The following is a 22,287-nucleotide window of genomic DNA, read 5'->3' on the forward strand; positions in this document are numbered from 1 at the left end:
TGGGCCGATACCGCCCCCGCTATGGTACAGCTTGAAGGGAAGATATGACCGCAACTGCCCGCCCGTCACCGCGCCGCAAACGCTGGCTTATCGGCGTATCGGCGCTGGCTTTGGCTGCGGCAGGCGCGACTATTTATGCATGGCCCTTGGCCGCCGACCCGACAGGGCCAAAGGATTGCGGGGCGTTTCTGGACGCCCCGCCGTCGCTAACGGGTGCAGCAACGGGCGTGGCAGGCGAACCCGCATGGGCGCAGAAGGGCGGCACCATCAATGATGCGAGCTGCCTTAACCGTACGCCGGTTGCGGGCATTGTTGCGGTCAAAAGCGATGCCGATATTGCCAAGGCGCTTAGCTATGCCAAGGCCAGCGGCCTCACCCTCACGGCGGCAGGGGCCAAGCATAGTATGGGCGGCCAAGCGTTCCGCGCGGGCGGCGTGGTGCTCGATATGCGCGGGCTGAACAAGATTGTTCTGGATAGCGCCGCGCGCACCGTCACCGTTGGCGCAGGCGCGACTTGGCACGACATCCAAAAGGCAATCCATCCGCGCTTTGCGGTCAAAGCCATGCAATCGACCGATATTTTCACCGTCGGCGGGTCGATAGCGGTCAATGCGCATGGCATGGACCATCAAGCGGGCGCGGTGATGGGGTCGTTGCGGTCGATGCGGGTGATGCTCGCCGATGGCAGGATTGTGACCGCCTCGCGGCAAGAAAATCCCGACCTGTTCCGCCATATTATCGGCGGCTATGGTCTGTTCGGCATTGTGCTCGATGCGACATTGGATGTGGTGCCGAACGATGTCTATCGCTCCGGCCGCACAATCATCGACTATAAGGATTTCCCCGCAACCTTTGCCGGTATCGAAGCCGATCCGGCCATCGGCCTCACTTATGCACATCTATCGACCGCGCCCGGCAACCTGCTCCGCGAAACGCTGGTCTATAGCTATCGCAAACATGGCGAGGATCAGGCGCTTGAGCGCGCGCCGCTCACCGAAATTTCCTCGACCAAATTGCGGCGGCTGACGGTCAATCTGTCCAAGCGCAACGATTTTTTCAAATCGGCCAAATGGTGGGCGGAAAAACATGTCGAACATCGCATCGAAAGCTGCACCATCACCCGCGCACAGGCGATGGGCGATGGCGAGGCCTGCCTTGTGTCGCGCAATGATCCGATGCACGACAGCGTTCCTTATCTGCGCGACGCGCTCCCCAAAGAGACCGACATTTTGCACGAATATTTCGTGCCGCGTGACCGCATCGTGCCGTTTATTGACGGGATGCGGGCGGCATTCGAAGCGCAGCAGGTGAACCTTGTCAACGCTTCGATCCGCGCGGTGGATGCCGAGGATAATGCGCTAAGCTATGCGCCGCAAAAGGCGTTTTCGCTGGTGCTGTATATCAACCAGCCGACCGATGCAGCGGGCAATCAGCGCATGGCCAAGCTTACCAGCGACCTTATCGACCTCACCCACCGCCAAGGCGGCCGCTTTTTTCTGCCCTACCAGCTTCATTACAGCACCGATCAATTGCTTGCCTCCTATCCGATGCTGCCGGACTTTATCGCCGAAAAGCGCCGCTGGGATCCCGACGGGCTGTTTTCGAATAGCTGGTATGCGCGTTATGCGCCGGAGGTCGAAGCGCGCGGGAAACAGCCTGCCGCTACCCTGCCTTCCAGCACCAGCGGCGCGCCTGCGGCATAAAGCCGTTGCGGGAAATCCGGGTCGCTTGAAATGGCGAGCGTCGCCCCGCGCCGCACTTCGACCACCGCGCCGCCAGCCGCTGCAATCACCCGCACCGCCTGCGCCGCATCGCCGACCACCGCCACCTGTCGTCCTTGCGGCCCGACAAAAGGCATGGCGAGCATGATGCCCGCCCATAGGCCCAGCACCAGCGCTGCGAGGCCGCACCAGCGGAGCAGGCGAAAGGAAATATCTTTCCCCATTTTGCCGCTTCCCTTCCTTTCCGTGCCGATTGTTTAGGCCCCTTGTTTAGGCCTCATGCGATCAACTCTTGGCTACACCGGCTTAGCCCCGAAGGTCAAAGACGTTGCCCCCCTTCGCATCGCTTACCATCCTGCTATAGCCTGCCCTTATGGCACAAAAGAATCATCTCTATCTCGTCGATGGCTCCTCTTATATTTTCCGGGCCTATCACCGCTTGCCGCCGCTCACGAACATTAGGGGCGAGCCGGTGGGGGCGGTTTATGGCTATACGACGATGTTGTGGAAACTTGTCGATGCGCTCGACAAGGCCGATGGGCCGACCCATTTGGCGGTTATTCTTGACCCACCGGGCGGCAGTTTCCGTAACGAGATGTATGACCAATATAAGGCCAATCGTCCCGAGCCGCCCGAAGATTTAAAGCCGCAATTTCCGATGATCCGCGATGCAACGCGCGCCTTTTCGGTGCCGTGCATCGAATTGCCGGGCTATGAAGCCGATGACCTGATTGCCTGCTATACCAAGGCCGCGTTAGCGCAAGGCTTCGATGTCACCATCGTCAGCGCCGACAAGGATTTGATGCAGTTGATCGAGCCGGGTGTGGATATGCTCGACACGATGAAAAATGTGCGGCTTGGGCGCGAGGCGGTGATCGAAAAATTCGGCGTCGGGCCGGAAAAGGTCGGCGATGTACTCGCGCTGATGGGCGACAGCGTCGACAATGTCCCCGGCGTCCCCGGCATCGGTCCAAAGACCGCGACCAAGCTGATGCTCGAATATGGCAGTTTGCAAGCGATTTTGGACGCCGCGCCCGACATGAAACCCTCCAAGATGCGCGAAAATCTTATCGAGCATCGCGACATGGCCTTATTGTCGCGCAAGCTGGTGGAACTCGAATGTAATGTCGACCCGCTCCCCGCCACGCTGGAAAGTTTCGACTTGGACGGTATCCCGACCGAACCGTTGCAGGCGTTTCTGGAGCATCATGGCTTCAAGTCGCTGCTGTCCAAATTGGGCGGGCCGGCGTCGAGCGGATCCTCGCTCGCATCGCGCGAATTTGCCGCCGCGATTGCCGGGCAATCCGCGCCGCAAAAGGGAACCGCAGCGCCAGCCATAGCAACTGCAACACTCCCCGAACTGCCGCCGATTGATCGCAGCCTTTATGAACTGGTCGTCACCGACGCCGCGCTTGAAAAATGGGTGGCGGAGGCAAAGCGGTTGGGCGTGGTCGCATTCGATACCGAAACCAGCGGGCTTGATGCGACCAGCGCCGATCTGTGCGGTATTTCGCTTTCGACCGGTGCGGGGCGCGCTTGCTATATCCCGCTCGACCATAAGAGCAGCAGCGATATGTTCGCCGAGCGGCCCGAACAGCTAAGTTTCGACGATGCGCGCCGCATCCTTGCGCCGATGTTCGCGGATGAAACCATCCTCAAGGTCGCGCATAATGGCAAATATGATCTGACCATATTGGAGCGCCACGGCTTTGGCGCGCCTGCGCCGCTCGATGATAGTATCGTCATGAGTTTCGACCTTGATTCGGGTCAGCATAATCATGGCATGGATGATCTGGCGAAACTCCATCTCGGCCATGAATGTATCGCCTATAAAGATGTGTGCGGCACGGGGAAAAAGGAGATTAAGTTTAGCGAAGTCCCGCTCGACACCGCGCTTGGCTATGCGGCCGAAGATGCCGAAGTGACCTGGCGCTTGTGGCGCTCGTTCAAGCATCGCCTGCCGCAAGAAGGGGCGACGCGCGTTTATGAAATGGTCGACCGCCCGCTCGTCCCCGTCATATCGGGCATGGAGCAACAGGGGATTTTGGTCGACGTCGCTTACCTCAAAAAATTGTCGGGCGAATTTGCCGAAGAGGCGATGCGGTTGGAGGGCGAGATCCACAGCCTTGCGGGCCAGCCTTTCACGATTGGCAGCCCCAAACAATTGGGCGACATATTGTTCGACAAAATGGGCCTCAAAGGCGGGCGCAAGGGCAAGTCGGGCATTTACTCCACCGATGTGACCGAACTCGAACGGCTCGCCAAGGATGGTGTCCCGATTGCGCGCAAGATTCTGGAATGGCGGCAGCTCACCAAGCTCAAATCCACCTATACCGATGCGCTGCAAACACAGGTGAACCCCAAAACGGGGCGCGTGCATACCAGCTATAGCCTCACCGGCGCGCAGACCGGGCGCTTGTCGTCGAACGACCCCAATTTGCAGAATATCCCGATCCGCACCGAGGTCGGGCGGCAATTGCGCGATGCGTTTATCGCCAGCCCCGGCCATGTGCTGCTCGCCGCCGACTATAGCCAGATCGAGCTGCGCTTGGCCGCGCATATGGCCGATGTGCCTGCGCTGCGTCAGGCGTTCCTAGATGGCGAGGATATTCACGCGACCACCGCGCAGGAACTGTTCGGCGAGGTTAATCGCGACACGCGCGGGCGGGCCAAGACGATCAACTTTTCGATCCTCTATGGCATTTCGCGCTGGGGGCTGGCGGGGCGTCTGGAGATCACGCCCGATGAAGCGCAGGACATGATCAACCGCTATTTTGAACGCTTCCCCGGCATCAGCAATTATATCGCGATGACGTTAGAATTGGCGCGGGAGAAGGGCTACACCGAAACATTATTCGGGCGCAAAACCCACTTTCCGCGGTTGAACGCCAAGAACCAGAATGAGCGCGCAGGCTCCGAACGCGCGGCGATCAACGCGCCAATCCAGGGCACCAGCGCCGACATCATCAAACGCGCGATGACCCGCATGGGGCCAGCTTTGCTGGAGGCGGGGCTAGCCGATGTGAAGATGCTGCTTCAGGTCCATGACGAACTGGTCTTCGAATTGCCGGAAGGGGATGTGGAAGCGGCGAGCAAGGTGATCCGTGCGGTCATGGAAGGCGCTGCGGAACCCGCAGTGAAACTGACCGTGCCGCTGGGTGTCGAGATTGGCACAGGCCCATCTTGGGGCAAAGCGCATTAAGTTTTCCCTTCTCCCTTGATGGGAGAAGGATATGGAGCCTTATGAGCGTAGCGAATTAGGCGCAGTTGGATGAGGGTGAAAGCGAGGCTTTGCCTCGCGCGGTCGCAAGCGACCGCTTACCCCTCACCCAGCTACGACTAGCGAGCAAGCTCGCAAGTCTGCGCAACCCTCTCCCACAGGGGGAGAGGGGAAGATAATTACCGCCCCAACATCTGGTCCGGCTTCACAACCCGGTCGAACGTCGCTTCATCAATCAGCGCCAATTCCAAGCCCGCTTCTTTCAATGTCAGCCCTTTTTCATGCGCATATTTGGCAATCTTCGCCGCATTGTCATAACCGATCTCAGGAGCCAGAGCCGTCACCAGCATGAGCGAGCGGTTGAGTAATTCCGCGATGCGCGCCTCGTCCGCTTCCATGCCCTCGACACAATGCACGGCGAAATTTTCCATTGCGTGGGCGAGCAAATTGATCGAGCGGACGATGTTCGCGCCGATCAGCGGCTTGAACACATTCAACTCCAAATGCCCTTGCATCCCGCCGACCGTGATCGCCATATGATTGCCGATCACCTGCCCCGCGACCATGGTGAGGCTTTCGGCCTGGGTCGGGTTGACCTTGCCCGGCATGATCGAGCTGCCCGGTTCATTTTCGGGCAAATGCAGCTCGCCAAGCCCGCACCGTGGTCCCGACCCCAACAACCTTATGTCATTGCCAATCTTGGTGAGCGCCACCGCGAGCGTGTTGAGTCTGCCCGAAAAATCGACGAGCGTGTCATGGCTCGCCAAGGCTTCGAATTTATTCGGCGCGGTTTCGAACGCATGGCCGGTGAGCGCCGCGACTTCGGCGGCAAAAGCCTCGCCAAATCCCGGCGGCGCGTTGAGGCCGGTGCCAACCGCGGTGCCGCCTTGCGCCAATCGGGTGAGGCCCTTTTCGACCAGCGGCAATAGCCGCGTGCGCGCGAGTTTCAACTGCGCATAATAGCCCGAAAATTCCTGCCCCAAAGTGAGCGGGGTCGCATCCTGCAAATGGGTGCGCCCGATTTTGACGATAGAGTCCCACGCTTCGACCTTGGCGAGCAGCGCCGCCATCAACCGGTCGAGCGCCGGGAAGAGCCGGTCCTGCGCACCGCGCACCGCCGCTATGTGCATCGCGGTCGGAAAACTGTCATTCGACGATTGGCTCTTATTCACATCATCATTGGGGTGGACCGGCGCTTTACCACCGCGTGTGCCGGTGAGGATTTCATTGGCGCGGCCCGCAATCACCTCGTTCACATTCATATTCGATTGGGTGCCGGAACCGGTCTGCCAGATGACCAGCGGGAATTGGTCGTCCAGCTTGCCCGCGACCACTTCGGCGGCGGCCTGTTCAATCGCGTCGGCCTTGTCGGCGGCAAGCCCGTGATGGCGGTTGACCCGCGCGGCGGCCTGTTTGACCAGCGCAAGCCCGTGGATCAGTTCAATCGGCATCCGCTCGCTTGCCCCGAACGGGAAATTTTCGATGGAGCGCTGGGTTTGCGCCCCCCAATAGGCGTCTGCCGGAACCGCGATAGGCCCGAAACTGTCGCTTTCGGTGCGGGTGGGGTTGGATTGGGATTGCGATGCAGTCATGGCAGCGTCCTTTTCTATCGAAATATTCGCTCGATAACTCCGCTGGTGCCGAGCCTGTCGAAGCACGCCCGTCAGCCTTAACCCCATCTCCAAGACCGTCCTTCGACAGGCTCAGGACTAACGGTTAGAGTATAGGTTGGTATCACTCCAACCTGCTTACAACCGGTCATGTCCCTTGGGATAGGTGCCGAGCAGCCTTACCCATTTGGTGTGGAATGCCAGTTCTTCAAGCGCCCGGTCCACGCGCGGGTCGCCGGGGCTGCCCATAATGTCCATATAAAATTGCGCGGCGGCAAAGCTGTTGCCGTCGACATAGCTTTCCAGCTTGGTCATGTTGATGCCGTTGGTCGCAAGCCCGCCCAGCGCCTTATAGAGCGCAGCCGGGACGTTGCGCACTTCGAAGATGAGCGTGGTCATCGCATCGTCGGACACCAGACTGCCGAGCGGCAAAGCGTCTTGCGCGAGCGCGACAAAGCGCGTCGTATTATTGTCCGCATCCTCGATATTTTCGGCAAGCAGGTTAAGCCCGTAAAGCTCCGCCGCAATCGACGGGGCCGCCGCCGCAAGGCCGGGCTTATCGGCATCGGCCACATAGGCCGCCGCGCCCGCCGTATCCGCATAGGTGATCGGCTGGATGCCCTTGGCGCGTGTCCAGTGGCGGATTTGCCCCAAAGCTTGGGTGTGGCTCATCACGGCGGTGACCTTGGCCAGATCCGCTTCCTTGCTCATCAGGCAATGATGGATGCGCAGAAAATGTTCGCCGACAATCGACAGGCCCGACTCCGGCAACAGGAAATGGATGTCGGCAACGCGGCCATGCAGGCTGTTTTCAATCGGGATGAGCGCCTTTGCCGCCGTCCCTTCCTTCACCGCATCAATCGCGTCCTCGAACGAAAAACAGGGGAGCGGTAGAGCGTCAGGGTCATATTGCGTCAGCGCGAGATGCGAATTAGCCCCCGGCGCGCCTTGGAACGCGATGGTTTTCGCCGGATTTTTGCCCGCGCGCGCGGCAAATTCATCCACTCTGGCCTGTGCCGATTGACTGTAACTTTCCATGGCCGCCGCGCCTATCGGAAGCAAATGGCAAGGGCAAGCGGCAAACAGCACCAATAATCACGCCGAACAGCTTGCTTCCCGCGCCGCTGCACATTAAGGGGTCAGCAAAATGACGCGCGCGTTTCAAGAGTCTGATCGGGTCGGGCTACGCACGCGCCACCGTGAATATTCAAGTAATATACCGAAGAAGATAAGGACAGGGACGGGTATGGACCTTCGCAACAATACGATTTTCGGCTGGACGCTCGGCGCAGGCATCGTTGCTTTGGGGCTGGGCTTTCTTTCGAGCCAATATTTTCAGGCTGGCCATCCCGAAGCGCCGGAAAAGCCGGGCTATGTTGTCGTCGGCGAAGCGTCGGGCGATGTAGCCGCCGGTCCCTCGCTCAACACCTTGCTGGCCAGCGCCGATGTCGCGGCGGGCGAACAGGTGTTCAAGAAATGCACCGCGTGCCACACCGTCAATCAGGGCGGCGCCAACGGCATTGGTCCCAATTTGTGGGCGATTGTCGGCGATCCGGTCGCGCATGGCCGTGGCGGCTTTGCCTTCTCGGATGCGCTCAAGACCAAGGGCGGCACATGGGATTTCGCGGCGCTCGACGAATGGTTCAAGAGCCCGAACAAATTCGCAGCAGGCACCAAAATGTCGTTCGCAGGTCTGGGCGATCCCAAGGACCGCGCGAACCTCATCGCTTGGCTCAACACCCAAGGGTCGAACAAACCGCTTCCGGCGGCTGACGCGCCTGCCGAAGAAGGCGGCGATGCGGCAGCGCCCGCTGACGGCGAAGCCAAAGCCGGTGAAGCAGCTCCTGCTGCCGACGCCAAGGGCGAAGCGGCGGCGCCCGAAGCCAAGGATGGCGCTGCTGCCGCTCCTGCCGCAGACGCCAAGGCAGAAGCCGCGCCTGCTGAAAAGAAATAAGGCTCTGGGGCCTATACTGGACCGGCTTATATCAGTCGGATAACGACCAGATATTCGACAGCTACAGGCCAGTTACAGGCCAGACAAAAAAAACGGCAGGGACATTTTCCCCGCCGCTTTTTTTGTGGGCTTGAAAAGGAAGTGCGCCCCGAACGGTCCGGATTTACCCCGCGTGCTTATCCATATGGCGGCTCATGAACAGGCCGCTCTGGCGTCCTAAAATCACGCCGACCACACCGATTGCGATCATGCCGAGGTCGCTTGGTTCATCAAGGCCGATGGCGTGCATCGTCGCAACCGCCTTGGCCAAGCCGGTCTGGGCATAAGCGGGGGTGACGAGCGCAAAGCCGGTGACCACCACCAACGCCATGATGGTGAGCCAAGGCAAGCGGCGCTTCCAGCGTTGCAACGGCGCGGGGCCGGACGACGGATGCTCTTCAACGTCCACGGGCTGGTAAGCCATGGTGCCAAATCCTTCATGGTCCGTGAACAAACCCCCTGTTTGTTCCGGCGCATTGGTTAATGATGCGACGAGTCCGGCCTCTTTCCGTGCCGGTTATGCGCGTGCTAATAAGGTAAATGCCGCCGCGCGCCAAGCCTGTTTGCGCGTAAAAGCGCAACGAAACGGGACGAGCGGTGTAACGCTTTGTATTACAATCCGATCGGCGTGCGGGCGGGCAATCCGGCGGCGCGGAAAGCGGCATGGGCATCGGCGATACTCGCTTGGCCGAAATGGAAGATGGACGCCGCCAGCACGGCGCTAGCATGGCCTTCGCGCACCCCTTCGACGAGATGGTCAAGGCTACCGACCCCGCCCGACGCAATCACCGGTACCGATACCGCATCGGCAATCATGCGGGTGAGCGCGAGGTCATAGCCATCGCGCGTGCCATCACGGTCCATCGAGGTTACGAGTAATTCGCCCGCGCCCAATCGGGTGAGCTTGACTGCATGGGCGAGCGCATCAATGCCGGTCGCGGTGCGGCCCCCATGGGTGAAAATCTCCCACCGGCCTTCCGCTACCTGCCGCGCGTCGATGGAGGCGGTGATGCACTGGCTGCCGAAGCGTTCCGCAATGTCCGCGACCAGTTCGGGGCGCGCAACCGCTGCGCTATTGACCGCCACCTTGTCCGCGCCAGCAAGTAATAATGCGCGCGCATCTTCATGGCTGCGCACGCCGCCGCCGACGGTCAGCGGCATGAAGCATTGGCTCGCGGTGCGCTCGACCATATCGAGCAAGGTGCCGCGCCCTTCATGGCTCGCCGATATGTCGAGGAAGCAAAGTTCATCCGCGCCCGCTGCATCATAAGCGCGCGCCTGTTCAACCGGATCGCCTGCGTCCTTCAAGTCGACAAAATTGACGCCTTTGACCACGCGGCCATCTTTAACGTCGAGGCAGGGGATGACGCGGACGCGAACGGTCAATTAAGCCTCCCGTAGTGCTGAGCTTGTCGAAGCACGGTCAGAAGATAGCACTAAGCCTGAGCCACGTGCTTCGACAGGCTCAGCACTAGCGGGTGTGGGGAGAGTCTTTGCCACAACGGGTTTGGGGAGAGACTTTGCCACCCTCAATCGTCCTTCGCCGCCAGCGCCAGCGCGGTGGCAAGGTCCAGCCGTCCGTCATAAATGGCGCGGCCGGTGATCACGCCTTCCACCCCGTCGCGCGCGTGGAGGGCGAGCAGGCGGATGTCGGAAATGCCCGCAACCCCGCCCGATGCAATCACCGGAATATCGACCTGCCGCGCCAGATCCACCGTCGCTTCGATATTGCAGCCTTTGAGCAGGCCATCGCGCCCCACGTCGGTGAACAGCAAGGCGGCAACGCCCGCATCTTCGAACCGGCGCGCCATATCGACGACGCTCACGTCCGACACATCGGCCCAGCCTTGGGTCGCGACCATGCCATCGCGTGCATCGACCGCGACGACAATGCCGCCCGGCCATGCGCGTGCCATATCCTTGACGAACTGCGGATTTTTGAGCGCCGCCGTGCCGATGACCAGCCGCGACACGCCAAGGTTGAACCAGCGTTCGACCGCCGCTGCATCACGGATGCCGCCGCCCAGTTGCACATGGCCCGGAAACTGCTCGACTATCGCTTCAACCGCTACGCCATTGACGCTTTCGCCCGCAAACGCGCCGTCGAGATCGACCACATGGATATGCTGCGCCCCCGCATCGGCAAACAGCATCGCTTGTGCCGCCGGATCATCGCCATAGACGGTCGCGCGGTCCATATCGCCTTCGGCCAGCCGCACCACCTGCCCGCCTTTAAGGTCGATTGCCGGAAAAACGATAAGGCTCATGGGGTCAGGGTCTCCAGTCGAGAAAGCGGGTGAGGAGCGCAAGGCCGAAGCCCTGGCTCTTTTCGGGATGGAATTGCACGCCGACCATATTGGCGCGGCCAACTGCGGCCACAATCGCGCCGCCATGATCGCTGGTCGCCAGCACATCGTCGGCGCTATCCGCGGCGAAATGATAGCTGTGGAGATAATAAGCCTCGCCCGCTTGCATGAGCGGATGGGGACGGGTCGGCACTACATCGTTCCAGCCCATATGCGGCACACGCGCGGCAGGCTCAGTGGGCTGAAGCGCCTTAACCGTTCCCGCTATCCAGCCCAGCCCGTCATGGAGGCCATGTTCTTCGCCTTGGGTCGCCATGAGCTGCATCCCCACGCAAATGCCGAGGAACGGCTTGCCGCCATCGCGCACTTGTTCGTTGAGACACTCGACCATACCGGGAATAGCGGACAGCGCGCTCATGCAATGGGCAAAGGCCCCGACGCCGGGCAACAGGATGCGGTCGGCTTTGCGCACCACATCCGCATCGGCCGTCACCGCAACATCACGCGCACCGGCGGCATGGAGCGCATTGGCGACCGAGCGCAAATTCCCCGCGCCATAATCAATGAGCGCGATAGTTTCAGCCATCGGTGAGGCTGCCGCTCCCCAATATGCCCTTGGTCGAAGGCACCGCACCCGCCTTGCGCGGGTCGATCTCGACCGCCTGACGCAAGGCGCGCGCCAATGCCTTGAAACAGCTTTCGGCAATATGGTGGTTATTGTCGCCATAGAGCGTTTCGATGTGGAGCGTAATGCCCGCACTTTGCGCAAAGCTTTGGAACCAATGGATGAATAATTCGGTGTCCATCTCGCCCAGACGCGGCTGGCTGAACGTCGTGTTGAACACACAAAAGGGTCGCCCCGAAATGTCGAGCGCGCAGCGGGTCAGCGTTTCGTCCATCGGCGCATAGGCTTGGCCATAGCGCGCAATCCCGCCTTTATCGCCCAAAGCCTTGGCCACACATTCGCCCACCGCAATCGCGCTGTCTTCGACCGTGTGGTGCTGGTCGACATGAAGGTCGCCCTTGATTGCCACTTCCATATCGATGAGCGAATGGCGCGACAATTGTTCAAGCATATGGTCGAGAAAACCGATGCCGGTCGTCACCTGATAATGGCCGGAGCCATCAAGGTTGACCGCGACCTTAATGTCGGTTTCATGGGTTTTGCGGGCGATAGAGGCAGTGCGCATAATGCGCCCGCCTATAGCGTGCCGGACGCGCCTTGCAAGCAATCGTGCCTTTCACCCCCTAAACTCGCAAGGATGTTGCGCATGGTCCCTCTTGACCTTGGCCGCCTAGACGTTCACCAACGGGGCCATGAGCGAGGACAGCAGCACCGACAGCCTTATCCCTTATGATGAAATCGTGCAGGAGGCCTTGCGCGCCGTGGTCGGCCGCGTGCTGCGCGAGATCGAATCAACCGGACTGCCGGGCGAACATCATTTCTATATCACCTTCAAAACCCGTGCGACGGGGGTGAATATCCCGAATCATCTGGTCGAGCGTTTCCCCGATGAAATGACCATCGTTCTCCAGCATAAATTCTGGGATTTGAAGGTCGAAGAGGACGGTTTTTCGGTCGGACTTACCTTCAATCAGGTGCCGACGACCTTGTTCATTCCCTATTCGGCGATTACCGCTTTTGTGGATCCGTCAGTCGATTTCGGGCTGCAATTCCATGTCGCGGATGATGGCACGAGCGGCCCTGAACCGCATGATGAAGCCGAAAATGACCATCCGGCCAGCGCACCGGTCGAAGATGGCTCCAATGTCGTGACGGTCGATTTCGGGCGTAAGAAATAAGCGAAGCCGTTTGCGCATCTTAAGGGCGACACGCAAACCGTTATCCGGAACCTCCACCGCGCGGCGGCGTTTATTCCCACATCTCTTGCCAACGCATTTTCATGCAAAGGAACGATATAGTGGCATTTTTCGACAGTCTTGTGCGCAACACCCTTGGCCGCAAAAATGCGCGGATCGGCGAAAGCCATCCGGTCGCCAGTACGATTATCGGCATCGGCACACTCGCCATCGCCCGCCGTTTCCTCCCCGCCCGCGCGGCGATTTTGGGCGGCACGATTTTGGCGGGCTATATCACCAAAAAATATGCTGATTACCAAACCGATCAGGCCAAGGGCGGCGAAGCCTATGCCGATGTCAAACTGGCCGGCACCGACGCCAAGCTCGCAGATAATGTCTCCGCCAAGACCAAGAAAGTGCGCGAGGTCGTGAAGAAAGCCGCGAAGTAACCCGCGCGGCTTTTGCATCCCTACAAAGAGTTGAACCGTGCGCCGTCTTGGCTTAGCGCGGGGGATTATGGATCCCGCCGCTTCGCCTTACGGGCTTAACCGCACGCTGACGCTCACCGAACCGCTCTTGCTGGATAGCGGGGCGAAGCTTGCGCCGCTCGATATTGCCTATGAAAGCTATGGCACGCTCAATGCGGATAAATCGAACGCTATCCTTATCTGCCATGCGCTAACCGGCGACCAATTTGTCGCCTCGGCCCATCCGATGACCGGCAAAGGCGGGTGGTGGACGCGCATGGTCGGCGAAGGCAAGCCGGTCGACCCCGCGCGCCATTTCATCCTGTGCATCAATGTGCTGTCGGGCTGTATGGGATCGAGCGGGCCATCCTCGATCAATCCCGCGACGGGCAAGCCGTGGGGCATGGATTTTCCGGTCATCACCATCCGCGATATGGTGCGCGCGCAAGCGCGGTTGCTCGACCATTTAGGGATTGACCAGCTTCATGCCGTCATTGGCGGGTCGATGGGCGGGATGCAGGCGCTGAGTTGGGCCGCAACCTATCCCCAGCGCGCGCGCGCGGCGGTCATCATCGCCTCGACAGCCCGGCATAGCGCGCAAAATATCGCGTTTCACGAAGTCGGGCGCCAAGCGATTATGGCCGACCCGCGCTGGCGCGGCGGCGCTTATTATGACGATGGCGACGCGCCCTCCTCCGGCCTCGCGGTTGCGCGGATGGCAGCGCACATCACCTATTTGTCCGAAGCGGGTTTGACCGAAAAATTCGGGCGGCGCTTGCAGGATAGAGACGCGAAAAGTTTCGGCTTTGACGCGGATTTCCAGGTCGAAAGCTATTTGCGCTATCAAGGCATTGCCTTTGTCGACCGGTTCGACGCGAACAGCTATCTCTACATCACCCGCGCGATGGATTATTTCGACTTGGCGGAAGAATATGGCGGCCGCCTCGCCGATGCGTTCAAGGGCAGCCCGACGCGCTTTTGCCTTGTAAGTTTCGACAGCGATTGGCTCTACCCGACCGCCGAATCGCGCAACATCGTCCATGCGCTCAATGCTGCGGGCGCGCCGGTGAGCTTTGTGGAACTGTCGAGTCCGTTCGGCCATGATGCGTTTTTGCTGGAAGCCCCCGAAATGAACCGCATCGTCGACGGCTTTTTGCGCGCGGGGGAGTGAGGGTTGAAGCGTTAGCTTTAATATCGCTTGCTTGCTGCAATCCGATCCGGATTGTGCCGGTGGTTGTCACCATCGTTAAAATCCGTTACAGGGCGCCCCCACTCCTGACAAATGTCACGATGAAACCGCCGGGCGAATGAGCGCCTGTGCGTCTTTTGCTGCTTTGCTGATAGGCCCGTACCCATGACTGCGTTTCCGTCCACCCTTGCGCCGCGCCTTGCGGATGCCCTCACCGCGCGCGGCTATGCCGCACTCACACCGGTTCAGGAGGCTGTGGTCGAACAAGAGGCGCTGGCGCGCGATCTGATCGTGTCGGCGCAAACAGGATCGGGTAAAACCGTCGCGTTCGGCCTCAATATGGCGGGCGATTTATTGGGTGAAGATGGCCATATCCTGCCCTCGCGCGAACCGCTTGCGCTAGTCATCGCGCCGACCCGCGAGCTTGCGCTTCAGGTGAGCCGAGAATTGATGTGGCTCTATCGCGACTCGGGCGCGCGCATCGCGACCTGTGTCGGCGGGATGGATGCCTCCAAAGAACGCCGCAACCTTGCGGGCGGCGCGCAGATTGTCGTCGGCACGCCGGGGCGCTTGCGCGACCATCTGGAACGCGGTGCGCTCATCCTGTCCGCGCTCAAAGTCGCCGTTCTCGACGAAGCCGACGAAATGCTCGACATGGGATTCCGCGAGGATTTGGAAGAAATTCTCGACGCGACGCCCGAAGGCCGCCGCACTTTGCTCTTCTCCGCGACCATGCCCAAGCCGATTGTCGCGCTCGCCAAACGCTACCAGAGTGATGCGTTGCGCATTTCGACGGTAGGCGAAGATCGCGGCCATGGCGATATTGCCTATCAGGCGGTCACGGTTGCGCCGTCCGACATTGAAAATGCGGTGGTCAATCTGCTGCGTTTCCATAATGCCGAAACCGCTATCCTGTTTTGCGCGACCCGCGACAATGTGCGCCGCCTTCATGCGAGCCTGATCGAGCGCGGTTTTGCAGCGGTTGCCCTGTCGGGCGAACATAGCCAGTCGGAGCGTAATCAGGCGCTGCAAGCCCTGCGTGACCGCCGCGCCAAAGTATGCGTTGCCACCGACGTTGCCGCACGCGGGATCGACCTTCCTACCTTGAGCCTCGTCATCCATGTCGAATTGCCGCGCGATGCCGAAACCTTACAGCATCGTTCAGGCCGGACGGGTCGCGCGGGCAAGAAGGGTACGGCCGTGCTGCTCGTTCCCTACCAGCGCCGCAAGCGGGTCGAATCGATCCTGCGCTTTGCCAAAATCACCGCTGAATGGACCCCGCCGCCCAGCGCGGAGGATATTCGAAAAGCCGACCATCAGCGCCTGATGGAGGCTTTGCTGGAGCCGGTCGAATTTGAAGAGGAAGATCGCGCGCTCGCGACCGAACTTCTGGCGCAGCGTCCGGCGGAAGAATTGGCGGCGATGCTGGTACGCGCGCACCGTGCGACCATGCCGCAGCCCGAAGAGCTGATCGACACCAGCAAAGGCCCCGCCAAAACGCCCGGCCCGCGCCCCGGCTTTGAAGATACGCTCTGGTATCGTCTCAATGTCGGTCGCCGCCAAAATGCCGATCCGCGCTGGATTTTGCCGCTTTTGTGCCGTCGCGGCCATATCACCCGCGCGGACATTGGCGCGATCCGCATTGCTGCCAATGAAACCCTGTTCGAAATCCCGCGCGCGATTGCCGACCGTTTCTACAAAGAAGCGATGAAGGCGCAGGCATCGGCTGAGGATGCCGAGGACATCTATATCGAAGCGGTGGCCGGCACCCCGCGCGAGGCCGCCAAAGGCAACCGCCGCCGCGCCAATAGTCCGGTTGCCGATCGTCCGCACGCCGCCAAACACTTCCGCAGCAAAGAGCATCGCGGCAAAGGCGATTGGGAAGGCCGCCCACAACGTGGCGAACGCCCGGAACGCGGCGAAAGCTCAGATCGCGCAGACCGCCCCGCCCGTGGCCCGCGCACCGATAAGGCTGGCCCCGCTGGCGGCTTCGCGCGCAAGGGTGGCAAGAAGGACGGCGCGCCGTTCAAAGGCAAAAAGCCCGGCGGCTTTGCGCCCAAAAAGCGGTAACGGGTAAGGCGCAATGCGCGAACGGGCTTGGCTTCGTTACATGGTTCATGCAACAAGCTTGTGGACCATCAAGCGAAGGAGACTATTGCCCATGCGTTCATTTTCCTCCCTCATCCTGTGTAGCGCCGCAGCCTTGGCGCTCGGCGCATGTCAGCAGAGCGACACCAAGCAGGCCGAAACCAAAGCCGCAGACCCTGCATCCGGCAGCACGGTCGAACCCGCGCCCGCTGCATCGGCTGGTCCGCAAACGACGATCCCGACCGGCGCGATCAGCGGTCAGGCGGCTGTGGACGCACAGAAACTGCGCCACGATAATTTCGAAAAGCTGGGCGATGCGATGAAAGCTTTGTCGCGTGAAGCCAAGGCTGGCACGCCCGACATGATCAAGGTGCGCGAAAATGCGGACATTGTGATGAGCAGCGCAACCGCGCTTCCTTCCTGGTTCGCGCCCGGCACCGGCCCTGACGCGGGCAAAACCGACGCCAAGGCCGACATCTGGCAAAATCAGGATGATTTCAAGGCCAAGGCCGCCAAGCTTTATGAAGTGGCGCAATCGCTGAAAGATGCGTCCTCGTCCGACGATGCGACCGCGTTCAAGGCCGCGATGGCGCCCGTGGGCGCGGCGTGCAAAGCGTGCCACGACAGCTATCGGGTTGACGATTGACGATGGACGGGCCGACGCAAGGGCCGCCCGCTAGCGACCCGCCACGCGGGACCATAGAGGGCGAAGTAGCAACGACTGGCGAACGGCACGGCCAGATTTGGGATATGCCGCTGCGTCTGTTCCACTGGACCCTTGTGCTGCTCATCATCGCCGCATGGTATACGGCGGAAAACGGCCTGCTTGATTGGCACCAGAGAGTGGGCATGATGATTTTACTCCTCATGCTGTTCCGCATTTTCTGGGGCTTTATCGGCGGGTCGACCGCGCGTTTTTCCCGCTTTGCCAGTGGCCCTGCGCGCATCCGTGCCTATCTTAAAGACCGGAAAAGCTGGTCGGACATCGGCCATAATCCGCTGGGCAGCCTCAGCGTGTTTGCGCTCATCCTTGTGGTGAGCCTGCAGGTCGCGCTTGGCCTGTTTGCGACCGATAAGGACGGGCTGATGGAAGGCCCGCTCGCGCATTTTGTCCCGCTCGATATGAGCGAACAGATTACCGACCTGCATGAAAGCCTGTTCAATGTGATGCTCGCGCTGATTGCGCTGCATCTGGTGGCGGTCGTCTATTATCTGGTGCGCGGAAAAAATCTGGTCGGGCCGATGGTGCATGGCAAAGGGCCGATACCCGAAGGCGCCGAGCCGGCCGTGCGCGCGCCGATGTGGGCCGCCCCGCTCGCGCTGTTTATCGCCTGGATGATTGCCGGGCTGGTCTGGTCGCTGGGGAGCTGATCGGGTGAACCGTAACGGGGCCGATAATCGCTATATGGGCGCAAGCCTTGCGCTTGCCGAACGCGGCATCGGTCCCGCTTCGCCCAATCCGTCGGTCGGCTGCGTCATTGTCAGGCATGGCATCATCGTCGGGCGGGGCTGGACCCAGCCGGGCGGTCGCCCCCATGCCGAAGCGATGGCGCTGGCAGAGGCGGGCGAAAAGTCGCGCGGCGCAACTGTCTATGTGACCTTGGAACCCTGCGCACACGACAGCAAGCGCGGCCCCGCATGTTCCGCTTTGTTGGTCGAAGCCGGGGTTGCGCGCGTGGTTGCGACGCTCACCGATCCCGACCCGCGCACCGCAGGACAAGGCTTTGCCCGCCTCCGCGCCGCCGGTATCGACGTGACAGAAGGCGTGCGCGCGGACGATGCGCGGCGGCAATTGGGCGGGTTTTTGACCCGCACCTTGAAAGGCCGCCCGCAAGTCACGCTCAAACTGGCGACCTCGCTCGACGGACAGATTGCGCTGCGCGACGGGTCGAGCCGCTGGATTACGGGGGAGCGCGCCCGCGCGCACGCCCATCTGGAACGCGCACGCCATGACGCCATATTGGTGGGCCGCCTCACCTATGAACGCGATGCGCCCAAGCTGGACGTGCGGCTTTCCGGCCTTGAACAGCGCAGCCCTAAGCGGCTGTTGCTCTCCGCGCATAGCCATAGCGCGCCGGATGGCTGGACCTTATTGTCGCGCCCCGAAGATATAGCGCGGCTGGACCATGTCCAATCGGTGCTGGTCGAAGGCGGCGCGTGGGTCGCGGCGGCCTTCTTGAAGGCGGGGCTGGTCGACCGGCTCCTCCTCTATCGCGCGCCGATATTGCTCGGCATCGGCAAGGCCGCGCTCGGCGAAATCGGGCTTGACCGGCTCGACGATGCACATGGCCGCTGGCGCATGACCGACGCGCGCCAGCTTGGCAAGGACCGCATGGAGCTATACGAGGCGGTGTGAAAGCGGCCCTTATGGGTTTGCGCGACGAAAGGACGATTCATGTTTACCGGCATCATCACCGACATCGGCACGATCCGCAGCGTGGAACAGCGCGGCGATTTGCGGCTTGTCATCGGCACCGATTATGACATGGCGGGCGTCGCCTTGGGCGCGTCGATTGCCTGTTCGGGCGCGTGCCTCACCGTGGTGGACAAGGGCGCGGACGATGCGGGCAACTGGTTCGCGGTCGATATTAGCGGCGAATCGACGGACAAAACCGCGCCGTTATGGACCGAAGGCGGCCGCCTCAATCTGGAACGCGCGCTCAAAGTCGGCGACGAGCTGGGCGGCCATATCGTCACCGGCCATGTCGATGGCGTGGGCGAGGTGGTCAGCATCACCCCCGAAGGCGATAGCTGGCGCGTGGTCATCGCCGCCCCTGCGCATCTTGCCGCATCCATTGCGGAAAAAGGGTCGATCACGCTCGACGGCGTCTCCTTGACCGTCAATGCGGTCGAAGATCAACTGGACGGCAGCGCCCATTTCGGATTGAATATCATCCCCCACACCCGCGCGGTCACAACGCTGGAGGGCCTGACCCCGGGGCGCAAGGTCAATCTGGAAATCGACGTGCTGGCACGCTATTTGGCGCGGATGCAAGCGCGGGGCGGATAAAATAGAACCGTCATTGCGAGCCGCGAAGCGGCGCAGCAATCCAGAGTTGGCGCAGCGCCACTCTGGATTGCTTCGCTTCGCTCGCAATGACGGCGTTTCTTGGGTTATTCCGCTCCCAATTTTTTCAATTCATACACCAGATCGAGCGCCTCTTTCGGGCTCAAAGCGTCCGCATCAATCGCGGATAACCGCGCGCGCAACGCATCTGGCGCGGCTTCGGACTCTTCCGCTAATGCCGCCGCGAATAAAGGTAAATCGTCCAATCCCGCTGCCAGTCCACCGGTTTGTGCGCGGCCCGATTCGAGCTTTTTCAATATCTCCTTGGCGCGGTTGACCACCGCAGGGGGGACGCCTGCCAGTTTCGCGACGGCAAGGCCATAGCTCCTGTCCGCAGGGCCATCGGCGACTTCATGGAGGAGGACGAGGTCGCCTTTCCATTCGCGCGCGCGGACATGGTGGAGCGACAAGGCATCAAGCCGCTCGGCTAGGCGGGTCAGCTCATGATAATGGGTCGCGAACAGGCAGCGGCAGCGATTGACTTCATGCACCGCCTCGACCACCGCCCAGGCGAGCGCAAGCCCGTCATAGGTCGATGTGCCGCGCCCGACTTCATCAAGAATAACAAAGCTCTGCGGGGTCGCTTGTGCAAGGATGGCGGCGGTTTCGACCATCTCGACCATGAAGGTCGAGCGCCCGCGTGCCAGATTGTCCGACGCGCCAACACGGCTGAACAGACGGTCGACCAACCCCAAGGTTGCCGCTTTGGCAGGCACAAAACTTCCCGCCTGCGCCAACAGGATAATCAGCGCATTTTGACGTAGGAAGGTCGATTTACCACCCATATTGGGGCCGGTGACGAGCCACAAACGCCGGTCGGGCTGTAGGGAAACATCATTGGCGACAAAAGGCTCGCCGGTGATTTTGAGCGCAGCTTCGACCACCGGATGGCGGCCTTCCGCGATGGCAAGGCAAGGCTCGTCGGCAAGGACCGGCTGGGTCCAGCCTTGTTCCGCCGCGATTTCCGCCAAAGCCGCCGACACATCAAGCCGCGCCAGCGCATCGGCGGTCGCGCTGATTTCGCGGCGGCGCGCGACCGTTTCAGCAATCAGCCCTTCCAGATGCGCAGCTTCCGCGGCGAGCGTATGGGCACCCGCCTGCACCACCTTCGCCGCTTCCTCATGGAGCGCGGGCGCGTTGAACCGCACCACGCCTGCAAGCGTTTGCCGGTGGGTGAAGCCGCTATCGGCGGCCATCAGCGAGTCCGCCGCCTTGGCGGCAACCTCGATATGATAGCCGAGCACGCCATTATGCTTGATCTTGAGCGCTTGCACGCCGGTTTCGGTGCGATATTTGGCCTCCAGCGCGGCAATCGCCTTGCGCCCGTCGCGGCTCGCCTCGCGCAAACTATCGAGCGCGGCATCATAACCATCGGCGATATAGCCGCCCGATTGCGCCTCGGTCGGCGGCATCGGCACGAGTGCGCGCGCCAGATGGTCGACCAACGCCCCATGCCCGTCGAGCGCGGGGAGCAGGCTTTCCAGCAAAGGCGGAACCCCTTGGGTGCGGCCCAATTTTTCGCGGAGCAGCCGCGCATGGTGGAGGCCATCGCGCACCTGTCCCAAATCGCGTGGCGATCCGCGTCCGGCCACAATCCGCCCCAACGCGCGGCCAATATCGGGGAGTGCTTTTAACTCTCCCCGCACCGCGGTGCGCAGGCCGTCATCATCATGGAACCAGCGGAGAAGAGCGAGCCGCGCCTCAATCGCGTCGCGGTCGAGCAAGGGCGCGGACAGGTCATTGGCCAACACCCGCGCGCCCGCGCCTGTCACGGTGCGGTCGATGGTGGCAAGCAAGCTGCCGCTGCGCTCGCCCGATGCGGTGCGGGTGATTTCAAGGCTGTCGCGCGTCGCGGCATCAATCAGCATATGCCGGGCGGCGGTCCGCTGTACCGGCGCTTGCAGATAGGGCATCGTTCCACGTGAAACATGGTCGGCATAGGCAAGCAGACCGCCAATCGCGCCGAGTTCCGCCCGATCAAACGCACCGAAACCGTCAAGTGTCGCCACGCTGAAATGCTGTTTCGCGACCGTCTCGCCGCGCGCCGACTGGAAGGTCGAGGCGGGGCGTTCGACGATTTGCGCGGCCGTGATACGCTCTGCCAGCGCCGCCCCTTCGGCGACCACCACTTCGGACGGCATCAAACGCGCAATTTCGGCATCGAGCGCGGCAGGCGCGATGGCCGATACTTCGAACCGTCCGGTCGAAATATCCGCCGCCGCGAGCGCCATTTTGCCACCCGCTTCGGCCAATGCCACCAGCCAGTTGGCACTTCTGGAATCGAGCAGGCTTTCCTCGGTCAAGGTGCCAGCTGTCACAAAACGGATGATATCGCGGTTGACCAGCGCCTTGGACCCCATCCGCGCTTTGGCTTCTGCCGGCGTTTCGGTCTGTTCGGCAATCGCGACGCGGTGGCCTGCCTTGATGAGCCTTGCAAGATAGCCTTCCGCCGCATGGGCCGGAACCCCGCACATCGGCACCGGATTGCCCCCGCTCTCGCCGCGCGCGGTCAACGCAATGTCCAGCACTTGCGCTGCCACCTTGGCGTCATCATAAAATAGCTCGAAAAAATCGCCCATGCGATAAAAGAGCAGGCAATCGGGCGCTTGCGCTTTCAATGCAAAATATTGCGCCATCATCGGCGTCAATGCGTTTGCATCTTTGGATTTTGCTGTAGGTTTTTTGTCCGCCATCTTGGAGCTTGCGATAGCGAAGCGCGCGCACAAGGCAAAGGGGGATTCACTTTTCATAGTGCCGACCGACCGGATGGCCCAAGCTTTCGCCGCACAATCTCCCGCTGCCCCATTGGCATTTGCGCCGCAGCGT

Annotated in this window: 20 protein-coding genes; 11 read left to right on the forward strand and 9 right to left on the reverse strand. The window is 61.2% G+C overall.

The genetic code is table 11. The features are described from left to right. Positions 1–44: 44 nt before the first annotated feature. Positions 45–1,703, forward strand: a complete 1,659-nt coding sequence (locus DMP17_RS10220) for an FAD-binding oxidoreductase (RefSeq protein ID WP_337828976.1) — start codon at positions 45–47, stop codon at positions 1,701–1,703. On the opposite strand, the gene DMP17_RS10225 is transcribed toward DMP17_RS10220, so the two are convergent. After that, on the reverse strand, positions 1,622–1,945 hold the full coding sequence (locus tag DMP17_RS10225) for a hypothetical protein (protein ID WP_337828977.1): 324 nt from the start codon (positions 1,943–1,945) through the stop codon (positions 1,622–1,624). The two genes, DMP17_RS10220 and DMP17_RS10225, sit on opposite strands and share 82 nt — an antisense overlap. A gap of 149 nt (positions 1,946–2,094) precedes the next feature. Here DMP17_RS10225 and polA point away from each other — a divergent pair, with 149 nt between their 5' ends. Continuing rightward, positions 2,095–4,923 (forward strand): DNA polymerase I, encoded by a 2,829-nt coding sequence (gene polA, locus DMP17_RS10230; protein WP_337828978.1) that lies wholly within the window; start codon positions 2,095–2,097, stop codon positions 4,921–4,923. Positions 4,924–5,120: 197 nt separating this feature from the next. On the opposite strand, the gene fumC is transcribed toward polA, so the two are convergent. Further along, a complete protein-coding gene (gene fumC / locus DMP17_RS10235; RefSeq protein WP_337829776.1) occupies positions 5,121–6,620 on the reverse strand; it encodes a class II fumarate hydratase in 1,500 nt (499 codons plus the stop codon). Positions 6,621–6,689: 69 nt separating this feature from the next. Further along, complete coding sequence (locus tag DMP17_RS10240) at positions 6,690–7,589, reverse strand: prephenate dehydratase (RefSeq protein WP_337828979.1); 900 nt, start codon at positions 7,587–7,589, stop codon at positions 6,690–6,692. A 208-nt stretch (positions 7,590–7,797) separates the two neighbouring features. Here DMP17_RS10240 and DMP17_RS10245 point away from each other — a divergent pair, with 208 nt between their 5' ends. After that, positions 7,798–8,505 carry a c-type cytochrome gene (locus tag DMP17_RS10245; RefSeq protein WP_337828980.1) on the forward strand — a complete coding sequence of 236 codons (708 nt, stop codon included), beginning with the start codon at positions 7,798–7,800 and terminating at the stop codon, positions 8,503–8,505. 163 nt (positions 8,506–8,668) lie between these two features. Here the strand turns inward: DMP17_RS10245 and DMP17_RS10250 are convergent, their stop codons facing one another. The 5 genes from DMP17_RS10250 to hisB form a co-directional block, all read right to left on the reverse strand. Further along, complete coding sequence (locus tag DMP17_RS10250) at positions 8,669–8,968, reverse strand: hypothetical protein (protein ID WP_337828981.1); 300 nt, start codon at positions 8,966–8,968, stop codon at positions 8,669–8,671. Positions 8,969–9,156: 188 nt separating this feature from the next. Then, positions 9,157–9,930, reverse strand: coding sequence for an imidazole glycerol phosphate synthase subunit HisF (gene hisF / locus DMP17_RS10255; RefSeq protein ID WP_337828982.1), 774 nt, complete (start codon positions 9,928–9,930; stop codon positions 9,157–9,159). A gap of 143 nt (positions 9,931–10,073) precedes the next feature. After that, positions 10,074–10,811, reverse strand: a complete 738-nt coding sequence (gene hisA, locus DMP17_RS10260) for a 1-(5-phosphoribosyl)-5-[(5-phosphoribosylamino)methylideneamino]imidazole-4-carboxamide isomerase (protein ID WP_337828983.1) — start codon at positions 10,809–10,811, stop codon at positions 10,074–10,076. A gap of 4 nt (positions 10,812–10,815) precedes the next feature. Then, the gene (gene hisH / locus DMP17_RS10265) at positions 10,816–11,436 is read right to left on the reverse strand and encodes an imidazole glycerol phosphate synthase subunit HisH (protein ID WP_337828984.1); all 621 of its coding nucleotides are present in this window, start codon (positions 11,434–11,436) and stop codon (positions 10,816–10,818) included. Further along, the gene (gene hisB / locus DMP17_RS10270) at positions 11,429–12,040 is read right to left on the reverse strand and encodes an imidazoleglycerol-phosphate dehydratase HisB (RefSeq protein WP_337828985.1); all 612 of its coding nucleotides are present in this window, start codon (positions 12,038–12,040) and stop codon (positions 11,429–11,431) included. The genes hisH and hisB overlap by 8 nt, the downstream gene beginning before the upstream one ends. Before the next feature lie 127 nt (positions 12,041–12,167). On the opposite strand from hisB, the gene DMP17_RS10275 reads away from it, so the two are divergent. From DMP17_RS10275 to DMP17_RS10310, 8 genes are all read left to right on the forward strand, one after another. Beyond that, positions 12,168–12,653, forward strand: coding sequence for an SspB family protein (locus DMP17_RS10275; RefSeq protein WP_337828986.1), 486 nt, complete (start codon positions 12,168–12,170; stop codon positions 12,651–12,653). Between the two features lie 119 nt (positions 12,654–12,772). Next, positions 12,773–13,099: a hypothetical protein gene (locus tag DMP17_RS10280; protein WP_337828987.1), complete on the forward strand. Its 327-nt coding sequence runs from the start codon at positions 12,773–12,775 to the stop codon at positions 13,097–13,099. Between the two features lie 67 nt (positions 13,100–13,166). Continuing rightward, on the forward strand, positions 13,167–14,288 hold the full coding sequence (gene metX / locus DMP17_RS10285) for a homoserine O-acetyltransferase MetX (RefSeq protein WP_337828988.1): 1,122 nt from the start codon (positions 13,167–13,169) through the stop codon (positions 14,286–14,288). 183 nt (positions 14,289–14,471) lie between these two features. Continuing rightward, positions 14,472–16,376, forward strand: coding sequence for a DEAD/DEAH box helicase (locus tag DMP17_RS10290; protein WP_337828989.1), 1,905 nt, complete (start codon positions 14,472–14,474; stop codon positions 16,374–16,376). A 91-nt stretch (positions 16,377–16,467) separates the two neighbouring features. Then, the gene (locus tag DMP17_RS10295) at positions 16,468–17,040 is read left to right on the forward strand and encodes a c-type cytochrome (RefSeq protein ID WP_337828990.1); all 573 of its coding nucleotides are present in this window, start codon (positions 16,468–16,470) and stop codon (positions 17,038–17,040) included. A gap of 104 nt (positions 17,041–17,144) precedes the next feature. Next, on the forward strand, positions 17,145–17,765 hold the full coding sequence (locus tag DMP17_RS10300; RefSeq protein ID WP_337828991.1) for a cytochrome b/b6 domain-containing protein: 621 nt from the start codon (positions 17,145–17,147) through the stop codon (positions 17,763–17,765). A 4-nt stretch (positions 17,766–17,769) separates the two neighbouring features. Continuing rightward, positions 17,770–18,750: a bifunctional diaminohydroxyphosphoribosylaminopyrimidine deaminase/5-amino-6-(5-phosphoribosylamino)uracil reductase RibD gene (gene ribD, locus DMP17_RS10305; RefSeq protein ID WP_337828992.1), complete on the forward strand. Its 981-nt coding sequence runs from the start codon at positions 17,770–17,772 to the stop codon at positions 18,748–18,750. 39 nt (positions 18,751–18,789) lie between these two features. After that, a complete protein-coding gene (locus tag DMP17_RS10310) occupies positions 18,790–19,404 on the forward strand; it encodes a riboflavin synthase (protein WP_337828993.1) in 615 nt (204 codons plus the stop codon). Between the two features lie 104 nt (positions 19,405–19,508). Here DMP17_RS10310 and mutS read toward each other — a convergent pair whose 3' ends face one another. After that, positions 19,509–22,211, reverse strand: a complete 2,703-nt coding sequence (mutS, locus tag DMP17_RS10315; protein WP_337828994.1) for a DNA mismatch repair protein MutS — start codon at positions 22,209–22,211, stop codon at positions 19,509–19,511. Between the last annotated feature and the right edge of the window lie 76 nt (positions 22,212–22,287).

This window comes from Pseudonocardia sp. TMWB2A (assembly GCF_017312135.1).